Raw genomic sequence first — 24,557 nt, 5'->3', positions numbered from 1 at the left:
AAATCTAATACCAGCCAAAAAAAATCAAATAAGATACAAATGGCGACAGTAATCGATTAATGGTTTCAAATTATAATTTGGTTTGTACTCTTTTATGAAATAAAAGTAATATCACTGATCAAGACCTTATTAAAAGCAAATGGAAAGTAATTTCACTTTCCATTAATACTTCTAAATTCACAGTCATTTACTTTGCGAAAATCTGACTAGGATCTTGAAAAGATTTGAATTCCAAAGCATTTCCTGATGGATCTAAAAAGAACATCGTAGCTTGCTCGCCCACCTCTCCTTTGAAACGGATATAAGGTTCAATTACAAATTCAATTCCATGAGCATGAAGCTTATCTGCTAACGAATGCCATTCTTCCCAGGGTAAAATCGCACCAAAATGCCTCACTGGGACATTTTTGCCATCTACTTCATTCTTGTGAGCAGCGGCAAGTTCATCTGGTTTGACATGAGCAGAAAGCTGATGACCAAAAAAATTAAAATCAATCCACTTTTCTGTACTTCGTCCAATTTCACAACCCAGCAGATCTCCATAAAATTTTCTTGTTTCTTCAATATCTCTAATTGGGAAAGCAAGATGAAAAGGCTTAAACTGATTCATAGCGATAGAATTTTTTCGGAAAGTTAATTCACTAAGTTAAATAAATGTATCACTTTTATACCATGAGTAAAAAAACAGTATCGTTGGTTCTTTCTAGTGGTGGTGCTAGAGGAATGGCACATATTGGTGTTATTGAAGCTTTAGAAGAAGCTGGGTTTGAGATTGTCTCGATCGCTGGCTCCTCTGCGGGTGCTTTAGTTGGGGGTATTTATGCAGCAGGTCAGCTTCCTGCATTCAAAGATTGGATATGCAACTTGGATAGGATAGATGTTTTTTCCTTAATGGATTTTACATTATCAAGTAAAGGCTTTATCAAAGGTGATAAAGTGTTTAATGAAATAAAAAAAATCATTAAAGATTGTGACATTGAATCTTTAGCCATCCCATTTACATGTACTGCAGTAGAAATTCCCCAAGGTAAAGAAAAGATTTTTGATAAAGGTTCTCTTTTTGAAGCTATCAGAGCATCTGTCTCGATTCCAACTGTTTTGACTCCTGCTAGACTTCATGGCAAGGAATATATTGATGGAGGGATCATCAACCCTATTCCATTAAATCTTTTACCAAAAACAAATAGAGGTGAATTGATGATTGCAGTAGATTTGAATGGCCCAAAGGAAACACTAGTAAAATTACAACCTAAAAAGAATTCTCCTGAAGAACGCGAAGGCATTATCAAAATCCCCAAATGGGTTTCTGAGTATCATACCAAAGTTTCTAAATACTTCAATTCTGAATTGAAAGAAGAAAAATACAAAGGCATGAGTTCTTTAGAATTACTGAATTTCTCCTTTGATTTACTTCAGGATAAACTTTCTTCTGTTGTCCTTGATAAGTATAGAGTCGATGTACTTATCGAAATTTCCAGAATCCAAGCAGGCACATTGGAGTTTCATCGAGCAAGTGAATTGATCGAAATCGGTAAAAGCAAAACGATAAAAGCCCTAAATAACCTTGAAAATGGAAGTAAATAAACTGAATCAACTTTTGGGTAATATTGATATTTATCTGCTTGATCAGATTCTCAAGGAAAGGTTTAGTAAGGAAATGAAAATCCTAGATGCCGGCTGTGGCGAAGGTAGAAATTGCATTTATTTTCTGAATCAGGGATTTCAAATATTTGGGGTAGATGCCAATCCTATCGCAATTCAAATGGCAAGAATCTATGCCCAAACGATTCAGCCCACTTATGATATTTATAGATTCCAAACGGCAACTGTTCAGGATATGCCTTTTCACAAAGGCGCTTTCGATGTAGTCATCAGTTCTGCTGTCTTACATTTTGCTACGAGTGAATCGGATTTCTTTAAAATGATGGACGAAATGATGCGTGTTTTGAAGGATGATGGGATATTTTTTCTACGAATGACAACAGGGTTTGGAGGGGTTCAAGAATCATCTCCAAATCTAGGTGATGGTGTATTTGCTCTTCCTGATGGGAGTGAACGCTTTCTTTTGACTAAAGAGTTGTTAGAAAAAGTTGAGCTGAAATATGGCTTAAAAAATCTTGAAAATCCCAAAAGTGTATTGGTTCATGGTCAAAGAGCAATGGGGGTATTTGTGTGGGAAAAATCAATTTTAGAAGATTAATTTATCGGCCAAAAACCACATTTATTACTATTTTTTAATCGTATCTCGCCGATAACGGCCAAATTTTAATTTAATATGAATTATATTTCAGTAAGTGAGTTAGCAAAAAAATGGAAAATGCCTGAAAGGACAATAAGAAATTATTGTGCTCAAGGTAAAATTTAAGGTGCATTTATTACAGGAGTGGAAAAAGGTACCTGATTATTTATCAGATACCTGTCTCACTGCTCAAGATATTTATAAGTCTATCCTTAAGTATTTTGAAATTGACTTTAAAGAAGAGTAAGTTAAATTTAGAACCTACTTAATATCAATCACTTTAAATTCTGTTCTTCTGTTGACTTGATGTTCATCTTCTGTTTGGGCATTTTCTATGATCAACTGACGCTTGCCATAACCTTTTGCTACTAATCTTTCTGGGGCTATACCTTTGGACACAATGTAAGCTACTGCTGACTCTGCTCTTCTTTGTGAAAGTGCATCATTGTAGGCATCTGTCGCTCGTGCATCTGTATGTGAACTCAACTCAATGGATATCGTCGGATTGTCTTTTAAGATTGTGACAAGCTTATCCAACTCAAGAGCTGCATCAGGTCTGATCTCAGCCTTGTCCAAGTCATAATAAATATTATCCAAGACGATAGATTTTTCTAAGATCAAAGCATCCAAAATTATCGTAGTGTCTAAGGTAATATTGGTAATTTCTTGAATCAATTCTTCTTGGCTAGGGGTTTTCCCTTTTGTGGTATACGTTATACTTTTTGTGAAATATCCACTTTTGGAAGCGATCATTGAAAAATCCGCATTCGGAGCCAAAGTTAATCTTACTCTACCGCTTTGATTTGTAAAATCGCCGCCAGTCATCTTATTTGCGGAATCATAAAGTGCAATTCTTGTTTGTGGAAGAATCACTTCTGAACCATTTTCTTGTTTTTCTTTTGTAGTTACGTTGAGAAATATATTGACAAGCTTAGGTTTTGGCGTTTTATCTTCAAAGTAATAAATATCATCATCTCCAGCCCCACCTTCTCTATTGGAAGTAATAAAACCTTCTTGAGGATAATTTGTGAAATAAATCCCAAAGTCATCTGCTACTGAGTTGATCTTTGGCCCTAAATTTTTAACGACTGTTCCTTGTTCAGAAGGCTCTGCAACAAACATGTCTAATTTCCCAAACCCAGCATGTCCATCTGAAGCAAAGAAAAATTTCCCATCAGCTACCAAACGTGGAAACATTTCGTTTCCAGGAGTATTGATTTCAGGTCCTAAATTGACAGGATTTCCAAAGTCTCCATTAGCTAGTTTTGTGGCTTTGTAAAGGTCTGTTCCTCCATATCCTCCTGGTCTATTGGAAGCAAAATAAAGAACCGATCCATCAGGGCTGAAAGCTGGAGTACTATTCCACCAAAATTCATCTTCATTCAAAGGCATCCAAATCGGCTGCGTGAATCCTCCACCCCTAAAGTAAGATGCAAATAAATGTACGTCTGGTAAATCTTTCTTGGAAGTTGAATTTCCTCTTGCATAAATAATGGTATTTCCATCAGGGCTAATTGCAATAGCTCCTTGGTTCAACCCTTCTTCATTACGAAACTCAGGAAGCGCTTGAATATTCTGTACATCAACCTTGATTCCTTCAGCTCTAGTTCTAAAAAGTTTGGTGTACGCCGTGCCTGTGCCTGGATAGATCCCTGATGCTTGTCTTGAACTCGTGAAATACATGTAACCCTCATTGACAATGGGAGCATAATCAGGTCCTGCAGTATTCAGCAAAGTATAATTCTCTAACTCCAAGTAAGGCCAGTAATCTTCTATTTCATCTGATTTTTCAAGATTTGCGATTTCTCTTTTTAACTCATTCGAATACGCATCATCTAAAGTCAAACCTTGAGCTTCTTTGAATGCCTCTAGCGCTTCTTCTGCTCTTCCTTGACTTTTATAACTTTGTCCTAGTCTATAATAATTTTCAAAAGTACCATCCTCTTCTACCAATTTTTCATAATACGAGGAAGATTTTTCTATTCTATTGGAAAGTCTGTAGCTCTCAGCAACGTAAAAATTAGCCTCCTTATTTTCAGGATCTTTTTCCAAAACCTTTGAAAAGGTACTGATTGCATATTGATATTCTCCAGAGGAGAACTGCTTTTGGCCTTTCTTGTACAAACTGGTACAGGCTGTGCCTAACAAACCAAAAAGAATAATAAAAAAGAGACTTCGCTTCATTGCAATTATCAGTCGGATGATTTCTTAATTTTTAAATATAGGATAATTATAATAATTAATTTTCAAAGTATTTGTTTAACCAGCTTTCTTTAGCAGGAATAAGCCATTTATTCTCTAAATCTGCTTTTTCCTTTACAAGTGGATTCAGCACAAGTGTCTCAGGGTTGACCAATCCTGATTGTACACTTTCCTTAATCCCAAAGACGGAATTTACAGCCAATGTGTCCTCAGATGCTAGAAACCCTACTTTCCCCTGATCTATCAAATTCACCCCAAGTTTTTGTTCAATCTCTCGAAGTGTTTTGACTGAGCTATCTATCGAGCATCCACTTGCACCCAAATTACTTTCATCTACTGAAAGGATTATTACTTGATCAAATTTGATTTCGAAAGATGTCGGCATCAATGCACCATGCGTATTCCATTGCTCACAGAAAGCTTTCAAGCGATCCTTGATCCAAGAAACTTCTTCTTGAGTAAATTTTCTATCTGACTGATAAATCCAAATGCGTGCGTGAGCAGCTATATCTTCAAATTCTAAATACATTTTTAGGCAATTTTGTTGTTCCCAAGAATAAGGACTTTCGTCTTATTTTAGTTCTTTTTCTTAACGGATAAATTTGGTGTTTGGGTATAAATTTAGAGCGATTCGATAAAGTTAAATCTTACCTTCTATAAACTGCTGAGCATAGTCTCCAATTTTTGTCCCCAAATAATATGGGAGATTCAATAGACGATAGGGCTTTCCATTTGGAGTAGTAGTCTCTTCGGTCAATAGTTTCCCGCCATAAATCCTAATGGCATAATGATGTTCTGCTACATCTACAAATTGATGCAATGACCTCAAGGAACCTGTTGCTCCAGATTTAATTTCTATTGGAATTAACTTATCCTCAAATGTGTAAACCAAATCAACTTCTGCACTTGACTGCCTTTTCCCTCTTACCCAGAAATTAGGTTTATGATCTGTTATATTTTGAATCGATAATAACTCCTGCGTCACCAAATGTGGAATCAATACTCCCTTGAATGCAGGACTCAAATCCTCCATTTTCAAAAGTTGACCTTGAATCCCTAATGCATAATTCACCAAACCAGAATCCAAAAACTGAAGCCTAGGGGATTTTTTGAGGTCATATTGAACTGGTGGCTTGAGATCAGTGGTTGGATAGATCAACTTAATTACTCTTGCATCATCCAGAATCCTGAAACATTCACCTATTTCTCTTGATTTATAATTTGAGTTTCCAAAACCTTGAAATTTGATTCTTTGATCTAATTCCAGAGGGGCTGCATTCATAATGTGTTTGATGATTTTCCTCTCAGTATCATTAGAAGTGTATTTTTCGATATCATTTTTATAGGTTCCCCATATACTCTCGTAAGTTGATGTGAGATTTGCTAGGTTATTTTTCTCGATATCAGTTTTGACTACTTCGGGCATTCCCCCAATAATTGCATATCTATGAAAGAGGCCCATCAAAACTTTGTGAGCTACAGCCTTAACAGGAAACTGATTTAATTGCTCTAATGCAGCATCTTGGCCAATTGCCTTAAGATATTCGGGAAAGTTCATTGGATGAAGGTATAGGAACTGGACTCTTCCTACGGGAAAACTGGAAACCTTCTTCATTGCGAACTCCAATAAGGACCCTGCTGCTACTACATGAAGCTGGGGCAACTCTTCATAGAAATACCTGAGTAACTTTATTGCTTTGGGTGATTCTTGAATTTCATCTAAGAAAAGAAGTGTATCTCCTAAATGCTCAATTTTTAAGTTTTTTGTTAAAAAAATTGTCTCAATGATACTTTGGACATCATCAAAGTCATTAAAAAATGATCTGTCAGATTCTTTTTCCAAATTCATAAAAATAGAATATGGATATAACTCGGAAAATTGCTTGATTAAGGTGGTCTTACCAACTTGTCTTGCCCCTCTAATGATTAGAGGTTTTCTTTCCTTATCTAACTTCCAATTCTCTAAATGACTGAAAACATGTCTTTTGAAGCTCATAAAATCCTATATTTGCTACAAAGTAAGGGCATTTTTTTCAATTTATTGTAACAAAGTAAGGGTAGATTTTAAAAGTTTTGTCACAAAGTAAGGGCAAATTTTGCTGATTTTTGTAACAAAGTAAGGGCATTTTAGAAAATCACTAGATATATTCAAAAAATTTAACGCCACAAAATCTTCAATTAATCGCTTTAAATATTTTTTTCTATCAAGAAATTTAAAAAGATATCAGGGCTACGCCCCTTCTCGGGATAATTACAAAATCTTTATTCTACGAAGATGGCAGGAATAACGCCCCTTTAGTAAAAATCAAATTCCCGAATTAAAAAAAAGACCTGCCAGATTTCAAAAATCTGGCAGGTCTCTGGTTAATAAACTGGAATTATCTAAAATCAAATTCCCATATCCTTAGCGATCATTTCTGCCAAATCATAGACTTGAACATCATGTTCTCTTTCTTTATTTTTCACTCCATCCGTCATCATAGTCAAGCAGAATGGGCATCCTACCGCTATTGCTGACGCACCTGTTGCTAGAGCTTCTTCTGTTCGCTCGATGTTGATATCTTTTTTCCCGTTTTCTGGTTCTTTGAACATCTGTGCCCCACCTGCTCCACAACATAGTCCTTTGGTTTTGCAACGCTTCATTTCCACCAACTCTACATCCAAGGCTTTGATGACGTCTCTTGGCGCTTCGTAAACGTCATTAGCGCGCCCGAGGTAACATGAATCATGGAATGTGATTTTCTTTCCTTTGAATTCTCCTCCACCTTGAAGAGCCACTTTGCCTTCATTGATCAGTTGCTGGAGAAATTGCGAATGGTGAATAACTTCATAATTCCCACCCAATGCAGGGTATTCATTTTTAATAGTGTTGAAGCAGTGTGGACATGCTGTAACTACTTTTTTGATATTGTAACCATTCATCACCTGAACATTCGCTACGGCTTGCATCTGAAACAGGAATTCATTCCCGGCTCTTCTTGCAGGGTCACCAGTACATGCTTCTTCAGGACCAAGCACTGCAAAGCTTACCCCGACTTTATTCAAAATTTTTACAAATGCTTGTGTTACGGCTTTGTATCTTTCATCAAATGAACCGGCACAACCTACCCAAAAAAGAATTTCTGGGCTATCTCCTGAGGCCGACATTTCGGCCATTGTTGGTACTTTATATGTTGACATACTTAGAATTTTAGATTGTAGATTTTTGATTTCAGATTTAAGAAGCTCTTCCTTCTTGCATCTTGGATCTTATCTCTTGCTTCTTATTTTGCTTCTTCATTTTTCACTGAATCTGCCCAGTTGAATCTGTCTGTTGGAGCAAATTTCCATGGAGAAAAGCTTGTTTCCATATTTTGGAACATCGCATTCCACTGTGCTGGACTGCCTGATTCCTCCATAGCCACATATCTACGCATTTGAAGAATGATAGAAAGTGGGTCAATATTTACAGGACATGCTTCAACACAAGCATTGCAAGAAGTACAAGCATTGATTTCTTCTTTGGTAATGTAATCTCCTAGTAGTGATTTACCATCCTCCAAACCTGGCCCGCCGGCATCGATACTTTTACCAACTTCTTCTGCCCGATCTCGGACATCCATCATGATTTTACGTGGAGATAGTTTTTTACCTGTGAGATTCGCTGGACATTCAGAAGTACACCTGCCACATTCAGTACAACTGTAGGCATTCATCACGTTGACCCAACTCAGGTCATTGATGTCTTTTGCTCCAAATCTGCTGATTTCTGCAGGAGGCTCTTGACTTCCTTCTACTGGAATTCCGAGCATCATATTTACTTCATTCGTTACTTCAGGCATATTGCTGATTTCACCTTTTGGCTTTAGATTTGAATACCAAGTATTAGGGAATGCTAAGAAAATGTGAAGATGCTTAGAGTAAGTCACGTAAATGGCAAATGCCAAGATGCCAATGATGTGGAACCACCAAGCAAATCTTTCAATAATGACCAAAGAAGAATCACTCATACCTACAAACAATGGCTGAATCATATCGCTAAAGAAAAGTCCATTCAACAATGCATAACCTTCAACTCCTCTAGTCGCTAAGATCTGATCAGTAGCATTCATCGTAAGAATGGCAAACATCAGGACGATCTCAATCACTAAGATTAAATTTGCATCTAAAGCTGGCCAACCTTTTAATTCTGGCATGGTGAGCCTCTCAACTTTGGTTACGTTTCTTCGAATCAGAAAAGCCACACAAGAAACCAAAACAGCGATTGCCAAAAACTCAAAAATATTCATGGCCACTCCATAAAATGAACCTAAAAATGGCTCAAAAATTCGGTGACTTCCTGTAAGGCCATCGATGATAAATTCTAACACTTCCAAATTGATCACGATAAAAGCTACGTAAATCAGCAAATGAAGAAATGCAGGAATGATTCTCTTAAACATCTTCTTTTGACCTAAAGCCACCAAGAGCATAGTTTTCCAACGTGCTTCGGGCTGATCATTTCTAGTCTCTTTTTTGCCAAGGAAAATATTTCTTCTGAGGTAAGTGATTCTCTTATACAAAAAGAACCCTGCAACGGCAAAAATCAAGAGAAAAGCTATCTGAGGTAAAATGCTCATATTGATTTGATTAGTATAGATTGATTGAAATTAATATATTTTTTTTATGCGTTTCATTTGCAAGAAAGCGACAAATATCTACCTTTGCATCACTTTAAACGGTAACGGTGATATAGCTCAGTTGGTAGAGCATCGGACTGAAAATCCGTGAGTCGGTGGTTCGAGTCCACTTATCACCACAAGCCTCGATGATATCGAGGCTTTTTTTATGCCTTTTACTTTTTGAGATTGTTGATTTTTTGGGTTCATTGATTCTAATATTCACAGTGCAAAATAATAAATAGTAGGCATGCATACTATTTATTGTAATAATTTAAATTGAGTCTAAGTTGAGATTTTTTTTCAAATTGCTGTAACAATTCCAAAACTTATGCATCATCTACCCGAATGAAGACATTTTTTGAAGCACATATTTGGCCTTTGAAAAGCAAGCTGTATCGCATGGCTTATCTCTGGGTAAAGGATCGGGATATCGCCAATGATGTATTGCAGCAGGTATTCGAAAAAGCTTGGCGACAGAAAAATGATCTTCAAAAAATGGATAATCCAACAGGTTGGATGGTAAGGAGCTTGAAAAATGAGGCATTGCAACATTTTCGAGCAAATAAAAAGCTAGAACCACTCGGAGATCAAGAGTTTGAAGTAGAAACACCTGAATACAAAGAGAATACTTCGGAAAAATTGAAGCTTGTATTCAATTTTCTAGAGAAGCTACCCGAAAAACAAAGAGAGGTATTTCAACTACGGGAAGTAGAAGGATTGACTTATGAAGAAATCGCAGAATACCTGGAAGTCAGTTTGGATCAAGTCAAAGTGAATCTTCACCGAGCCAGAAAATCATTGAGAGAATACCTAATACAAAAGAAATGAAAGAGCAAATCGAAATTCTATTGGATAAATATTGGGAAGGAGAAACTTCACTAGAAGAGGAGAAAATGCTTCGACAACTCCTTGCTACTTCTGAAGGATTTGAATCAGAAAAAGCTTTTTTTCTAGGTGTTGAAGAAATAGCAGCTTTAGAAGAGGCTCCTTTTTCTCTTCAGAAAAAGAATCCTTGGATTGCAAACTGGATGAGCATTGCGGCTGGGATTGTCCTATTCCTTGTTTCAGGATTGGCGATTTATCAATACGAAAAGGAAAAGGCTGAAAGAGCAGCATACCAAGAAGTCATGCAAGCATTTGCTTTGATCAACACACAGCTAGAAAAAGGAACTAAGAGTATGCAGGTGATGGGGGAGTTCAAGCATTTAAATACCACTCAGGAATTATTCGAGACAAAAGAAGAAAATTAAGCAGTATGAAAAGAAGTATATTAATCCTGTTTTTATTCCTGATCGTCTCAGGAGTTCAGGCACAAGATGATGCGATTGTCAAGTTTTTCTCCAAATACATGGACGATGATCGCTTTTCAAGAGTCTATATCAGTCCAAAAATGATGCAAATGGCTGGCGGATTTCTTAAATCCAATGAAGTCAAATCTGATCAAGAAGCAGCTGATTTGGGAGAATTGATTACCAAAGTCAGAGGTATAAGAATACTCACTGCCGAAAAAATCAATGGGAAACCACTCTATACTGAAGCCATGTCCACATTGACCAAAAACAAATATGAAGAACTCATGGACATTCAAGACAAATCTTCCAGTGTCAAATTTATGGTAAGAGAAGAAGGCGGTAGAGTTCGTGAATTATTGATGATTACTGGATCGACTGAAAATTTCACCTTGCTTAGCATGCTTGGAAATTTCACATATCAAGACCTCAATATCTTGGCTGATAAAACCAATATTCCGGGGATGGATAAGTATAAGAGAGGGAAATGAAGGATGAGGGATGAAAAACCTGAGATTTGAAAAATAAAATTTGAAAATGAAAATATTAAAACTTTAATATAAATGAAAAAGCAACATATACTTCTTACAGTAGCATTTTTAGTGCTGAGTATTCACAGCGGGTTTGGGCAAACTGAACCTTATGAAACTATCAATAAGAGTTTAGAAACTCCTGTTGAACCAAAATTACTGTGGCCGATGGAGGAAATAGATTTAATCCCCGAATTGAAAAGTGTCGAAATTAATGTCACTTACAAACTTTCTTTTAATGACCCAAATAAGTCCGAACTATCTATAGACTTTAATCAATTCGAAAAAATGGTTTCTGCAGTCTATTTGAAAGATCAAGTTTCAGGAACTCTTCTGGCAGAAATCTTAGAAAACACAATTTCGGATGAATTTAAGCCAGTTTTTGAACAAACTGATGGAGAGGATATCTTTTATATGTTCTCAGATGGCGACAAGGATCAAGAAGAGGTCTATTTTTTAGCAACTAGCGACGAAAAATATGAGCTCTTATATTTCAAGTATAAGCCCGATACCAATGAAAAAGAAAGGCTTCAATTTCAAATTCAAAATGTTTTCAACAAATAATCCCAACTATGAAAAAGTACCTTCTATTATCCGCCGCATTCTTGATGCTTTTTGCTCAAAGCAGTTTTGCTCAAAGCAAATCAGTTGATGCGCTTTATCAAAAACATAAAAATAACCCAGATTTCTTCCACATGGATCTTGGCGGTAACTTTATGAATTTTGCAAAAGGTTTTGACATCAAACTCGATGAAGAGCAATCTTCTCTACTTATTAGATCTCTTGAGAAAGTGAAGCTTTTCAAACTCCCCGCTCAATCTAGTTCCAAAGCTGAATTTATTGGACTTAGAAAAGGACTGGAAAAAGAAAAATTCGAGTTGATGATGGAAGTGAGTGAGAAAAACAACAATGTGATGATTTATACCAAAGGCAATTCAACGATCAATGATATCGTCTTGATGGTTAATGATAAGAACAGTGATTTTATCATTATCGAACTGAAAGGAGATTTTGATTCGAAGATGCTTACTGAAGTGGGGAAAACAGTAGGGAAGTAAATCATATTTTAATTGCCACGAAGGCGCTAAGACACCAAGGTAATCTTTGTGGTTTTGCGCCTTTGTGGCAAATTTCTATACCCACTCTCTATCAGAAATCTAAAGCAGCAGAAATATAGAAAAGCTATATATTTGAATATCTTCTTTGTGGCTTGGTGGCTTGGTGGCTAAAAGCAGCACTTTTTCAAACATATCTAAGTAAGATTGACTTTTTCAATGGTATAATTCTAACCAAAGGATGTATTTTTGGTTCTGATTATTGATTCTTTTCGTATATACCTCCATTATGACAAAAAATAAAGCAAAAATAGGCGTCCTTTTAGTAAACCTTGGCACACCAGATAGTACTGCTACAGGAGATGTGAGAAAATATTTAAGAGAATTCTTGATGGATGGAAGAGTGATTGATTTTCCATTTATCCCTAGATGGATGCTTGTGAATTTGATTATTGCTCCATTCCGAGCGCCCAAATCTGCCAAAGAATACCGTAAACTGTGGACAGACCGAGGTTCTCCCCTACTTTTTCATACCGAAGATCTGCGTGACAAACTAATTCCAAAACTAGATTCTAATAAATACATTGTTGAAATAGCCATGCGCTATCAAACTCCAAGTATTGAGAATGGACTCAAAAAATTGAATCAAGCCAATGTAAAAAAAATCATTGTCATTCCACTTTTTCCTCAATATGCCTCAGCAACCAATGGCTCTGTAGCAGATCGGGTTATGGAAATCGCGAGAACTTGGCAAATCATTCCAAACATCACTTTCGTCAATAATTTTGTTGAGCATCCTCTATTCCTACAAGCTTGGGAAGAATTGGGAAGAGAGATGATGGCAAAAGACGAGTATGAAATGTATTTATTCTCCTATCATGGTTTGCCAGAAAGACAAATCAGAAAAGGATCGGTAGACGGATATTGCCAGCTTTCTGATAAATGCTGTGGAAATTACACCAAGAAAAACCAGTTCTGCTACCGAGGACAGTGCTTTCATACCACAAGATTACTAGCTGCTAAACTTGGTTTGCCAGAAGAAAAAGTCTTGACCTGTTTCCAATCAAGACTAGGAAAAGATCCCTGGATCAAACCTTACACAGAGGATATCATTAAGGAACTTGCAGAAAAAGGAATCAAAAAAGTACTTGTTTTTTCTCCTGCTTTTGTAGCTGACTGTTTAGAAACTACAGTAGAAGTAGGTGAGGAATACAAAGAAGAATTTGAAGAGCTTGGAGGAGAAAAATGGGATTTGGTTCCAAGTTTGAATTCCAGCGATACTTGGGTGGAATGTGTGAAGGATTTGGTGGTGACGAATAGTTGAATTTGTCGAAAGTCGACTGTCAACGGCCAACAAAAAAGGTCTTAACAACAATAACGGTTCGTGAATGAAGGAAAAACCTTCGCACGAACCTCTTTTTTTTGCAAATTGCGAGTCAAAAACAAAACATGTCAACAGAAAAATCGAAGCAGCCATTTTATCTTAAATCAGGATTTTTATTTCTAGGGATCATGTTGGTGGCATTCAACCTTCGTCCATCGATCACAGCTATTGGCCCACTTGTCCCTTTGATTCGATCAGATTTAGGATTATCGAATGGCTGGGCTGGTTTTTTGACCACTTTACCTCTTCTGACATTTGCCACTTTTTCTTTGTTTTCAGCGTCTTTGGGCAAAAAATTAGGGAATCCTCAAGCCATCTTACTTGCATTATTTATTCTACTTCTTGGGTCAACTATCCGAGTTCTAGGTGGATCAGATTTACTTTTTATCGGAACTGGGTTGACAGGCATCGGCATAGTAATTTGCAATGTGCTGCTTATTCCCCTGATCAAAAATCGACTTCCAAAAAAAATCGGAATCGTAACAGCATCTTATTCAGCAGGCATGACTTTAACCGCTGCAATTGCTTCAGGAATCAGTGCACCGTTAGCTATTGATTTGGATTTAGGTTGGCAAGGCTCCTTGTTGTCTTGGTCTGCTTTGATTCTAGTCGGAATCCTCGTTTGGGCACCACAAATCAAAGTCCCAAAACCTATCATTCAAGCCAATATCAATGAAATTAAAATTAATGTTTGGAAATCTAGGCTGGCATGGCAAGTGAGTTTGTTTATGGGAGTACAATCTTTACTATTCTTCACCTTGGTTGCTTGGCTTCCTGATATGATGATCACACGAGGACTTTCAGCTGTTGAAGCTGGAATTCTGATTTCTGCAATGCAAATCATTGGATTGATAGGAACATTTATTTCACCAATTGTCGCAGTGAAATTCAAAGATCAAATTGGAATTATTTTGGTATTGGGTGCAATGTACTTATTAGGATTTAGCTCATTATTTATCCATGTTTTATGGATCAACTTTATTGGCTTGACCCTGGTGGGATTGGCATTGGGTTCGAGTATTTCCTTGGCTTACACGTTGATTGGCTTGCGAACTGGAAGTGATCAAGTTACTGCATCTCTTTCTGGAATGGCACAATCAGCAGGATATTATTTGGCTGCTTTGGGACCTTTATTGTTTGGCATAGCATTCGATATTTTCAGTAACTGGAATCACTTAATTTACTTGACGCTTACTTTCTCCATCTTGTTCATCTTTTTTGGATTAAAGAGTGGCAGAGCAAGAGTAATTGGAGTTGGAAGATTGGGAAATTAATAAGTTGAAAAATTGAAAAGTTGGCTTACGCGAAATATAGAAAATTCTTTACATGGAAAAATAGGTTTTCTTAACCACTAAGAACACCAAGGAGGCACAAAGGACACTAGGTTTCCAGCTTATAAGATTAATCCCCCTTGTGACCCTAGTGAAAAACTTTATGCCCTTTGTGGTTAGATCTTTAAAACCTTAACCAAGGCCAATAAATCTTCTTTTTCGTGCCAAGCTGAAATGACGATTCGGTGGACGGGCGGGTCGTTTGGTGAGGGATAGGGAAAGGAAGAGATGATGATTTGATGCTCTTGGAGCTTTTGCAACAAGTTAGCATCATCAAATCTAAATACTGGAAAATCTTCCTTAGTAGTTTGCAAATCGAGATTCTGTGACAACTTTTTGAAAAACTGAATATTGTCTTTTAATTTTTGTTGTTGCTTTCTATAGATTTCTTGACTTTGCAGAAAAGCCCATAAATAAGCAGGTGGCGGTGGAGATGCTCCCCTATAAATAGATTGCTTAGTGAGTTCCCGGATGAATTCGTGGCTACCCAAAATAATCCCCGCTGGAAGACCAAGTCCTTTACCTAAGGAACCAGAAATCACCAAATCCACAGGAAGCTCTTTCCACCTTTTATACGTCCCAAAAACATCCTCCCCTACAGCACCAAAAGCATGGCTATCATCAAGCAACAGCGTATAATTATTGTTTTTCGAAAGCGCTCTGACCCAGGAGAAATCATGAATTTCAGGTTTCAAAGCATCCACAGCATTGGCGATTAATAAGATTTGTTTACCCTCATTTTGGTTAGCAAACTTGATACAAGAGTCAATCCAATTATGTGCTGGATCGATTTGATTTTGAATAGCGGCTGAAAGAATAGCGGGATGTGTGTGAGGAGCTACAAAAATAGCGTCAGCCTTGTTTTCAAGTAAAGAGACCACAGCATGACCAGCTAAAAATCCACTGCTGTAGACGGCAGTTTTTTGCGCCTCAGCATGATGTGCAAAGTAGATCTCAAACTCCTCAAAAACCCTTAAACGAACAGTATTAATTCTACTCAGACCATGGTTAGTTCCGTAGATATCTATTCCCTCTTTAAGATAAGCCGAGAACTCACTAGAAGCCGAAATTCCTAGATAAGCGGTCCCACTAAAGAAAAGATGTTCTGTGCCTTCTGCGAAGATGGTTCGATTGAGTTGATATTGAGGAAAAATAGAATCCATAGCTTACAACAGGAATGTTGAAAATAGTAAAAAGAAAATTGGTATCATAAAAAGAGAAAATATGAAGGAAATCAATAGAAAAAAACACTTTGATATTAAAAATATAAATATAATTCTTAATAGTGGTGAAATAATTAAATTTAATTAACTATTTTAACGCAAATATTTATAGTCGCATAAAATCTAAAAAAATAATTAAGTACTTCAAAAGGAATAAAACATGAAAAACAAGATACTTTTAACTTTTTCTACACTACTTATAATATTTTCATGCAATAATGAAGACCAAACACCAATACTACCTACAGGGGTAATTGAATCTTCTAAAGAATTTTATGTAGTACGAGATTTGGTTGAATTGAAATTAGAGTCATCTTCCTTAGTAGAAAAAGTTACATGGGATTTTGGTAATGGAGAAACTAGCGATAATCAGATTGGACGAGTTTTATACACCGAACCAGGAATTTATGAAGTCAAACTTACGCTAACAGATACTAAAGGAAACACCAATGTTCTTACCAAAAAAGTGATTGTAGGTCAATATTATGGGTATGAAGCCATCTTGCACAGAGTATCAAATGGATATGATGGGACGACTGGAGACGTTCAGCTTCAGTTGAGGAATTCTTTTTCGGACGAAGAACCTTTTTGGGCCAGTGCTGTCTTTGAAAACTTTGATTTCGAAGACCTTCCATTAGCAATTGAAATTGACGTTCCATTAGGAGGAGGTAATAAATATATTGTTGATAGTCCAGTTGTTAGATTTATTGAGACAAACACAGGAATAACTTTAGGAGGTCAAGGTGCCTCTACTGGATATCAATATTTTGAAGGTGAGTTTTTCGTAGGCGGTTTAGGCACGTATTCAATTAAATATAGGTTGGTACTGCCTGAAGAATAAGTTTTAGATTCCAATAAGTTATTATTACTTGAGTAAAACATCTTGTTTCTATATTAGCATTATCTATTAAAATTATATGCAATCCTGCATTTAGTTAAATAATAGGATCACTATCTACCACTATTTCTTGAATGTACTGAACTATTGTATGAACAGGAAAGATATCATCTCCTTCTAGACTTGTTTATTGCTGATTGAAATCGGCGTTGAAAATAGATTTGTGAATCGGAAAGGTATTATTTGCAGAAACTATTTTTGTTTTATTCAAATTCTTCTGGAGCGTATTAGCAAATAATTTTCTATTTCTATCTTGATCTAGGCTATTAAATCTTGTGTTGCTAACAAAGTCATAGTTCTATTCATCCCATTGATAGAAAGTTTGATTTGAGTAACAAAATACAACCTAAAGCAAGTTGAAATTTTTAACTTCTTCTGAAATTTTATATTCAGTCATATAGATGCAAACACAGGAGGAGATTAAAAATTTAAAATAATTAAACTAAGCCATTTTTTTTCACTTTATTATACTTAAGATTTAACCTAAGTTTTTTTATTTTAAAAAATCAATTTTTGAACATGCCAAATCTTAAAAATCTTGTAAATAAAAAAGCCCTCAATTGCTTGAGGACTTTTTTAAAAATTAATTGAGTTATGATATTAGTTGAAGCTATATCTGATACCCACTTGCATTCTCCAAACGTTACCAATAGAGTTTGATTTTCTATAAGTTTCATCTAGGATTTCAGTAGTACCTGGCTTAGCAGCTAATCTGTAAATAGGCTCGTTTGAAGCATTTCTTCCTCTGTATACCAAAGGAGTACTTGTCCACTGAAAATCTGGAACACCCCAGTTAGAGTTAAGAAGATTATTTACATTCAAGAAGTCTAATCTGAACTCAAGACGATTCTTGTTGTCTTTCGTAACATCTACTCTTTGAGTTAAACTAAAGTCGAATTTATGAACCCAAGGTCTTACTACACCATTTCTTTCTGCAATTTGACCTCTTCTGCTGCTTAAGTATTTATCTTGATCAATGTAGGCATCAAACAACTCAGCTTGCATAGCAGGTGTATAAACAACACCACCTAAAGTATATTGCTGGAAATTTAACTCTGATGCATTATTTGGAACGTAGATCAATCTTGCTGCATTGTCGCCGAAGTCACCTGAATAGAAGTAACTGAATCTACCAGCATTTCCTCCATCATACAATAATGAAATTGTTGTGTTTTTAGTTGTGTAGCCAATAGTAGAGATGATTCTATGTGGTTGATCAAAACTTGCAAAACTCAATTCTGGTCTGTTTCTATCTACCTGAACAGTTTGTGTCCACAAAGAACCTGCTTGCGATCCACCAGCATTGTCTAAGTCTCTAGCTCTTGATAGTGTGTAAGCAGCAGTTGCATACAAACCATTATCAAATGCTTTTTCAAAGCTAACTGTCGCTGAAACATAATCAGCTTTTTCTTTTGCATTTGTAAGATAATAGACATTATCAAAATCGCGATCATTAGAATACCTTCTAAATCCTGGCTGGTCTACCCAGTAAGGCCTTTCGTCAGGGCCAGACAATGTACCCTCTGGATTTCTAAGTATAAGGTTTTGAGCAATAGGTGATGATACATCTCTAGAGTAAATAAATTCAAAAGAACCTACAATTCCTCCTGGTAAAAGTTTATCAACGCCTAAGTTTGTTCTCCAAACTTGAGGAAGCGTAAAATTGCGATCCGTTAAAGCTAATTCTCTTGATAATGTTTGTCCAGGGTTTGCAGGGTTATAAGCTGTAACATCTGGATTAAAGACAATATTTGCATCAATTACATCTTGACCTTCTAAACCATATCCACCTCTAATCACACCAGATCCATTTACTTGGTTAGACAACCATACGAATGGAATTCTACCTGAGAACACACCTGTTCCACCTCTTAATACAAAAGATCTATCACCTTTAACATCATAGTTAAAACCAACTCTTGGAGAAATCAAAGGATTTACTTTAGGGAAAGTTGCAACATCAGGGGTAAATGTATTTCCATCTATATCAGAGAAAGTTTTATTGAGGTCGTTCAACAACTCATTCTGAGGGATATCGATTGGGTAGAATGGTAAATCCACTCTCAAACCACCTGTCACTTTTAGTCTTGAATTTACTTGGTATTCATCCTGAACATAGAAACCTAACTGACCAAATCTAGTCGCATCAGTTGGAGGTGTAGTAGAACCATCCAATGCAAAACCTTTAGAGAAAGCATCAGGATAAACGTTAGGATTTTGATTAATTACTGCATCTACAAACTTATCATATCCAATATACCTGTAAAAACCATTAAATACAGGATTGAATGCATTATCAAAGGTCATGAATTCAAAATTACCACCAAATGTGTAAGTGTGCTTACCTTTATATAAGGAGAAGTTATTAGTGATGTTAAGAGTTGTATTTTCCAACAAGTTACCAACTGTAAATAACTCATTACCCATTGTCATATAATACAGCAAGTTACCTGATTCATCTGGCTCAAGGACTTCAACCATTGGGAAATTCTGACCACCTGGAATACCTCTTTTAGGATCTGTAACAGATGTGTAACCAATGTTCAATTGATTTGACATATTGGTACCAATTCTAGAATTCAATTCTGCAACAATTGACTGAACATTTCTGTCATTGGTGTAATTGTTATTTCTAAAGTTAATACTTTCTACACCAGTTCTGTTTGTATTTCTGTATCTTGTTTGGTTGTATCTGATTGAGTTTCCATTTGTAGGTACATCAGTAAATGCAGTGTAATTGTTATATCTCAAAGACACTTTGTGATTTTGATTGATGTTATAATCTAATCTAGCATTAAATCTAGTCTGCTCAGAAGCGAAAGAATATGAATCTGGAGCACCAGGATCATAACCATAAATGCTATTGATTTGATCTCTAACAAATTCAGCTTGTGAAAGAGGAACTCTAGAAATAAACTGACCATCAGGAGTTTCACCCTCTCTAGCAGCTCTTCTTAAAATAGAAGGTCTCAATTCAGATTCTTTTTCGTAATTAACAAAGAAGAATAGCTTATCCTTGATAATTGGACCACCTAGTCTAAATCCACCAATTTCATTTCTTGCGTTATTTTGAGGTAAGAAATCATCACCAATTTTGGTACCCTGCATTTGATCATTTCTTAAGAAATAATAAGCTGAACCTCTAAAAGTGTTATCTCCTGATTTTGTAACCGCATTAACACCCGCTCCAGTAAAACCACCTTGTCTCACATCGTATGGTGCTAAGTTTACTTGAATCTCTTCAATTGCATCAATTGAGATAGGATTACCTCCTGCAAATTGACCTGATCCTAAACCGAAGTTGTTGTTGTAAATGTTTCCATCTACAGTAAAGTTGTTGAATCTAGAACTTGTACCAGCAAATGAATTTCCATTTGATTGAGGTGTTAGTCTAGTGAAGTCATTTACACTTCTATTGATCGTTGGTAAAGCGTTCAATCTTTCATTAGATAAACTCAAAGAAGCTCCAGTCTTGTCAGCATCCATGATGCCTCCTCTTACTGCAACAACCTCAATTGCATCTAAATTCATTCCATCTTTCAATACAGCGTTAATGCTATAGTTTTGACCCAGTGAAAGGTTAATGTTTTCATATACTTGATCATCGAAACCTATGTAGGTAATCGTAACTGTATATGGTCCACCAACTCTAACATTTGGTATCACGAATCTACCTTCCTCGTTGGAAACAGATCCATATCTTGTTCCTGAAGGTGTATGAACTGCAACAATGTTGGCTCCCGGAAGGGTTTCTCCAGCATTATCTCTTACCGACCCCTGAAAACTAGCAGTGGTCACACCTTGCGAAAATGCAATTCCTGTAGTGAATACAAGCATTGCAAACGCAAATAAACTTTTAAGTAATGATTGCCTCATAATTTTTGTTTTTTTGTGGAAAATTTTAGAATTACAGTTTTAGGATTTACTTATTTTTTCCGAGTACAAATGTATAGGACTTAGACAAGTATTTTTTTTTGTAATTGTTAAGTTTTAACATTTATTCACAATACTACTTAACAATTTCTTAACATTGAAAAAAGAAGGAAATTTTCTTTTTGCTTGTTTTTTCAATTTTCAAACGGTTTAAACCCCTTTAAATCCCATTTATTTTGAAATTAAGTTTGTTTGCCTTATTTAATGTTAAGTTTGTTTTATCACAATGTTAACAAGAAGGCTTTAGAAAAAAAGAGAAGGTAGAAATCGATTTTCTGTATATATTTAAATGTTAAATTTTATTATTCATGAAAAATAAAAATATCCTTTGGCTCTATGTTTTTTTGATTGTTGGAATCATCGATCTTGTTCTAACAGCGGAACAGAATGCTGAGCTAAGAATCTATACCAAACCCTTTATTATTCTCCCACTTGCTATTTATTTTTATCAGATAAGCAAGGACTTAAAAGGAACAATTCTAAGGAAAGCCATGATTGCGGCCTTAGCTTTTTCATGGCTTGGCGATATTCTCCTACTGTATCCACAATTATTTTTATATGGGCTTGGTGCATTTCTAATGGCACATATATGTTTTATCATCAGTTTTAAACTCAGTCAAGAAAAGCCTTTTGAGATTGGCCAGGTCAATTTTATTAAACTGTTTTTCTACAACCTGCCTATTTACATTCCGGCAGCTATTATGTACTACTTGATACAAGCTAATTTAGGAGCATTAAAAATACCTGTAGTAATCTATATCCTTGTGATTGTGACCATGGTCACTACTGCAAGAGAACGCTTCAAGAAAACCAACTCTTCCAGCTTTTGGCAGGTGTTTATCGGAGCGTTTGTATTTATGATTTCTGATGGGATTTTAGCTTTGAATATGTTCTTTCAGCAGTTTCCAGAATCAGGTGTGATGGTCATGGGTACTTACCTGCTTGCACAATTATTGATTGTGATGGGGGTTAGAGCACATTTTATCAATTAACTTTGAACTAAAACCAAACATTTAATTTGCTTTGGCGTAATTATTCAAAAACAAGAAAAAATATGAAAAAATCAATCCTTTTTTTGGCGCTTTTATCACTTCTCAGTCATTTCTCATCAGCTCAATCAAATAATTGGGATCTAGCTGGATTTACACCTCCGAACGAAATCATAATTTTAGACCAAATAGAAGATGCAAAAGACCTTAGAAAAGGTGAGCTAATATTTTCTAAAGCTAAAGGAATATTTTCTTTTTCACCTATAAATACGATCAACCATAGAGCATTACAAAAATTAAAAACTGAAGCCTCCCTAAAAGGTGCAAGTCATCTCTATATTGATTACCGCAACATAGAAAATAGTGTTTTTTCTAAATCTGCTGTGTATTCTGCAAGACTCTATAAGCAAAAAAATCTTAGCTTGAATGAAGTGAGTAAAGCTATTGAGGGTAAAAAACTTATTCTGAAAATAGAAAAATCTTACTCAAGAAATTTTTGGAAGATGAATGTTACTCTTCTCAATGACCTTATCGACTTTAATCTTGATGCTCCCTTGAGAGAAGAAAATGGGAAAATCTTTATAGACATCAGAAATAGAAATGATAGTTTTAAAGAAAAAAAATATGAAGGCAAAGAATCTTACGAGGTGATTGCTTTGGAGGGAAATAGAATGTTAATTTTTAAAGGCGATGATTTAGGCACTTCAAATAGTCTTATTGGTATTGAAATTCAGTAAAAAAATAAGATAATTATCCACAATAACGACAGTACTTAAAATTTCGTTAGCAATCTCTATGAGTTATCAGTCGATTAGTTATCTGTGCTTTTTGTAATGAACTTTATACAATTTTTAAATAGCAACTGATAATAAGTGAAAACTAAACCAACTCATAAAAAAACCTGTCAGATTTTAAAAATCTGACAGGTTTAGGTTAAAGCTGACACTTAAAAGGAGTTTTGTAATCAATCCTACTTTAAAGCTACCTGAATTGACAATTCTTTCAACTGCTCTTCAGCAATTGTACTGGGAGAATCAATCATCACATCTCTTCCAGAGTTATTTTTGGGGAAGGCAATATAATCTCTTATCGAGTCAGATCCTCCAAAAATTGCACAGAATCGATCGAAACCAAAGGCGATTCCTCCATGTGGTGGTGCACCGTACTCAAATGCTTCCATTAAGAAACCAAATTGCTTTTGCGCTTCCTCTTCCGTAAATCCAAGATGCTTGAACATCAACTGTTGTGTTGGTCTGTCATGAATTCGGATAGATCCACCACCAATTTCTACTCCATTGATAACCAAATCATAAGCATTGGCACGAACTACTCCAGGGTTTGTTTCCAATAACGGGATATCTTCAATTTTCGGAGATGTAAATGGATGATGCATTGCATGAAACCTATTGGTTTCTTCATCCCATTCCAAAAGCGGAAAGTCCACCACCCAAAGTGGCTTGAATACATTTCTGTCTCTTAATCCTAAGTCCTCACCCATTTTCAGACGAAGCTCTGACATTTGTTTTCTGGTAGATTTTGCATCTCCAGACAATACCAATATCAAATCACCGGCTTTTGCATTGGATTTTTCCGCCCAAGCCTTTAAATCCTCTTGATTGTAGAACTTATCGACAGAAGATTTGTAAGTACCATCTTCATTACATTTGACATAGACCAAACCTTTGGCGCCAATCTGTGGCCTTTTCACCCATTCGGTCAACGCATCAATTTGCTTTCTTGTGTATTCTCCTGCTCCAGTAGCACAAATTCCCACTACCAATTCGGCTTGATCAAAGATTGAAAACCCTTTGCCTTGAGCCACATCATTCAATTCTGCAAATTTCATATCAAACCTTAAATCAGGTTTGTCATTGCCATAATATTTCATCGCATCAGCAAAAGTCATTCTTTCTACCTCACCCAGCTGTACTTCTTTAACATTGGTGAATAAATGTTTTACTAAGCCTTCAAAAGTATTGAGAATATCTTCTTGTGTAACAAATGACATTTCGCAGTCAATTTGCGTAAACTCAGGCTGTCTATCTGCTCGAAGGTCTTCATCTCTGAAGCATTTGACAATCTGAAAATACCTATCAAATCCACTCACCATAAGCAATTGCTTAAAAGTTTGTGGCGATTGCGGCAAAGCATAGAATTCTCCTGGATTGACCCTAGAGGGAACAACAAAATCCCTAGCCCCCTCAGGTGTAGACTTGATCAAAACTGGAGTCTCGACTTCAATGAAGTTTTGAGCATCCATGTATTTCCTTGTCTCTTGCATCATGCGATGTCTGAGTTGAAGTTTTTCGCGGACGATATTTCTTCTGAGATCCAAGTATCTGTATTTCATCCTCAATTCGTCCCCACCATCTGTCTCGTCTTCTATGATAAATGGAGGCACTTTCGCTGCATTAAGCACTTCTAAAGATTCCACTTTAATTTCAATAGCACCTGTTGGAATTTTATCATTTTTTGAGGTTCTTTCGATCACTTTTCCACTTGCCTGAATAACAAATTCGCGACCAAGTGATGCTGCCTTATCTAAAAGGGCTTTGTCTGTAGAGCCTTCTTCAAAAATCAATTGCGTAACTCCATAACGATCTCGAAGATCGACCCAAATCAATCCGCCTTTATTTCTGACGCGCTGAACCCAGCCAGCTAAGGTAACTTCTATATTGACATCGGTGAGACGTAACTCTCCACAAGTATGAGATCTAAGCATGATAAACAATGATTTTAATTAAAGTGGACAAAGATAGACAAACTTTAGGAGTATGCTAAATCCGTGCAAAGGAATCGAAATAAAGGCTTTATTTCGATAAAATATTTGCCTTTTGAGAGGAA

At 36.1% G+C, this 24,557-nt stretch carries 21 protein-coding genes and 1 tRNA gene; 13 read left to right on the top strand and 9 right to left on the bottom strand.

Annotated elements, in window-relative coordinates:
* Window positions 1-187 precede the first annotated feature (187 nt).
* Window positions 188-610 (bottom strand): VOC family protein, encoded by a 423-nt coding sequence (locus BELBA_RS06945; RefSeq protein WP_014772027.1) that lies wholly within the window; start codon window positions 608-610, stop codon window positions 188-190.
* Between the two features lie 62 nt (window positions 611-672).
* Here BELBA_RS06945 and BELBA_RS06940 point away from each other — a divergent pair, with 62 nt between their 5' ends.
* The gene (locus BELBA_RS06940; RefSeq protein WP_041779264.1) at window positions 673-1,584 is read left to right on the top strand and encodes a patatin-like phospholipase family protein; all 912 of its coding nucleotides are present in this window, start codon (window positions 673-675) and stop codon (window positions 1,582-1,584) included.
* Entirely contained in the window at window positions 1,571-2,200 is a 630-nt protein-coding gene (locus BELBA_RS06935) for a class I SAM-dependent methyltransferase (protein WP_014772025.1), read from the top strand. Before BELBA_RS06940 ends, BELBA_RS06935 begins: the two co-directional genes overlap by 14 nt.
* Before the next feature lie 300 nt (window positions 2,201-2,500).
* Here BELBA_RS06935 and BELBA_RS06930 read toward each other — a convergent pair whose 3' ends face one another.
* The 5 genes from BELBA_RS06930 to BELBA_RS06910 all read right to left on the bottom strand — a co-directional run bounded on the left by BELBA_RS06930 (window position 2,501) and on the right by BELBA_RS06910 (window position 9,039).
* Window positions 2,501-4,423, bottom strand: coding sequence for a CHU_0125 family OmpA-like outer membrane integrity protein (locus tag BELBA_RS06930; protein WP_014772024.1), 1,923 nt, complete (start codon window positions 4,421-4,423; stop codon window positions 2,501-2,503).
* A gap of 55 nt (window positions 4,424-4,478) precedes the next feature.
* Window positions 4,479-4,970 (bottom strand): hypothetical protein, encoded by a 492-nt coding sequence (locus BELBA_RS06925; RefSeq protein ID WP_014772023.1) that lies wholly within the window; start codon window positions 4,968-4,970, stop codon window positions 4,479-4,481.
* 111 nt (window positions 4,971-5,081) lie between these two features.
* Entirely contained in the window at window positions 5,082-6,437 is a 1,356-nt protein-coding gene (locus BELBA_RS06920; RefSeq protein WP_014772022.1) for an ATP-binding protein, read from the bottom strand.
* A 392-nt stretch (window positions 6,438-6,829) separates the two neighbouring features.
* Window positions 6,830-7,621, bottom strand: coding sequence for a (Fe-S)-binding protein (locus tag BELBA_RS06915; protein ID WP_014772021.1), 792 nt, complete (start codon window positions 7,619-7,621; stop codon window positions 6,830-6,832).
* Between the two features lie 83 nt (window positions 7,622-7,704).
* Window positions 7,705-9,039 carry a 4Fe-4S dicluster domain-containing protein gene (locus BELBA_RS06910; RefSeq protein WP_014772020.1) on the bottom strand — a complete coding sequence of 445 codons (1,335 nt, stop codon included), beginning with the start codon at window positions 9,037-9,039 and terminating at the stop codon, window positions 7,705-7,707.
* 106 nt (window positions 9,040-9,145) lie between these two features.
* On the opposite strand from BELBA_RS06910, the gene BELBA_RS06905 reads away from it, so the two are divergent.
* The 8 genes from BELBA_RS06905 to BELBA_RS06870 all read left to right on the top strand — a co-directional run bounded on the left by BELBA_RS06905 (window position 9,146) and on the right by BELBA_RS06870 (window position 14,613).
* A tRNA-Phe gene (locus BELBA_RS06905) sits at window positions 9,146-9,218 on the top strand.
* Window positions 9,219-9,426: 208 nt separating this feature from the next.
* On the top strand, window positions 9,427-9,909 hold the full coding sequence (locus BELBA_RS06900; RefSeq protein ID WP_014772019.1) for an RNA polymerase sigma factor: 483 nt from the start codon (window positions 9,427-9,429) through the stop codon (window positions 9,907-9,909).
* Window positions 9,906-10,331, top strand: a complete 426-nt coding sequence (locus BELBA_RS06895; RefSeq protein WP_014772018.1) for a hypothetical protein — start codon at window positions 9,906-9,908, stop codon at window positions 10,329-10,331. Before BELBA_RS06900 ends, BELBA_RS06895 begins: the two co-directional genes overlap by 4 nt.
* A gap of 5 nt (window positions 10,332-10,336) precedes the next feature.
* Complete coding sequence (locus BELBA_RS06890) at window positions 10,337-10,861, top strand: DUF4252 domain-containing protein (protein ID WP_014772017.1); 525 nt, start codon at window positions 10,337-10,339, stop codon at window positions 10,859-10,861.
* Between the two features lie 72 nt (window positions 10,862-10,933).
* Window positions 10,934-11,464 carry a hypothetical protein gene (locus BELBA_RS06885; protein ID WP_014772016.1) on the top strand — a complete coding sequence of 177 codons (531 nt, stop codon included), beginning with the start codon at window positions 10,934-10,936 and terminating at the stop codon, window positions 11,462-11,464.
* 8 nt (window positions 11,465-11,472) lie between these two features.
* Entirely contained in the window at window positions 11,473-11,958 is a 486-nt protein-coding gene (locus BELBA_RS06880) for a DUF4252 domain-containing protein (RefSeq protein WP_014772015.1), read from the top strand.
* A gap of 286 nt (window positions 11,959-12,244) precedes the next feature.
* Window positions 12,245-13,279, top strand: a complete 1,035-nt coding sequence (gene hemH / locus BELBA_RS06875) for a ferrochelatase (RefSeq protein ID WP_014772014.1) — start codon at window positions 12,245-12,247, stop codon at window positions 13,277-13,279.
* A 125-nt stretch (window positions 13,280-13,404) separates the two neighbouring features.
* On the top strand, window positions 13,405-14,613 hold the full coding sequence (locus BELBA_RS06870; protein ID WP_014772013.1) for a CynX/NimT family MFS transporter: 1,209 nt from the start codon (window positions 13,405-13,407) through the stop codon (window positions 14,611-14,613).
* Between the two features lie 173 nt (window positions 14,614-14,786).
* Here the strand turns inward: BELBA_RS06870 and BELBA_RS06865 are convergent, their stop codons facing one another.
* Window positions 14,787-15,833, bottom strand: coding sequence for an aminotransferase class I/II-fold pyridoxal phosphate-dependent enzyme (locus tag BELBA_RS06865; RefSeq protein WP_014772012.1), 1,047 nt, complete (start codon window positions 15,831-15,833; stop codon window positions 14,787-14,789).
* Between the two features lie 220 nt (window positions 15,834-16,053).
* On the opposite strand from BELBA_RS06865, the gene BELBA_RS06860 reads away from it, so the two are divergent.
* Window positions 16,054-16,734 (top strand): PKD domain-containing protein, encoded by a 681-nt coding sequence (locus tag BELBA_RS06860; RefSeq protein WP_014772011.1) that lies wholly within the window; start codon window positions 16,054-16,056, stop codon window positions 16,732-16,734.
* Between the two features lie 657 nt (window positions 16,735-17,391).
* Here the strand turns inward: BELBA_RS06860 and BELBA_RS06855 are convergent.
* Window positions 17,392-20,667 (bottom strand): TonB-dependent receptor, encoded by a 3,276-nt coding sequence (locus BELBA_RS06855; RefSeq protein WP_014772010.1) that lies wholly within the window; start codon window positions 20,665-20,667, stop codon window positions 17,392-17,394.
* 365 nt (window positions 20,668-21,032) lie between these two features.
* Between BELBA_RS06855 and BELBA_RS06850 the strand changes: the two genes are divergently transcribed.
* Together BELBA_RS06850 and BELBA_RS06845 are read left to right on the top strand one after the other, a co-directional pair.
* Entirely contained in the window at window positions 21,033-21,716 is a 684-nt protein-coding gene (locus BELBA_RS06850; protein ID WP_014772009.1) for a lysoplasmalogenase, read from the top strand.
* Between the two features lie 62 nt (window positions 21,717-21,778).
* Complete coding sequence (locus tag BELBA_RS06845; protein ID WP_014772008.1) at window positions 21,779-22,450, top strand: hypothetical protein; 672 nt, start codon at window positions 21,779-21,781, stop codon at window positions 22,448-22,450.
* A 233-nt stretch (window positions 22,451-22,683) separates the two neighbouring features.
* On the opposite strand, the gene aspS is transcribed toward BELBA_RS06845, so the two are convergent.
* Entirely contained in the window at window positions 22,684-24,435 is a 1,752-nt protein-coding gene (gene aspS / locus BELBA_RS06840; RefSeq protein WP_014772007.1) for an aspartate--tRNA ligase, read from the bottom strand.
* Between the last annotated feature and the right edge of the window lie 122 nt (window positions 24,436-24,557).

The organism is Belliella baltica DSM 15883, assembly GCF_000265405.1.
GTDB classification, from domain to species: domain Bacteria; phylum Bacteroidota; class Bacteroidia; order Cytophagales; family Cyclobacteriaceae; genus Belliella; species Belliella baltica.
Note: the sequence above shows the minus strand (reverse complement) of the source record. Positions and strands in the feature narration are given on the sequence as shown.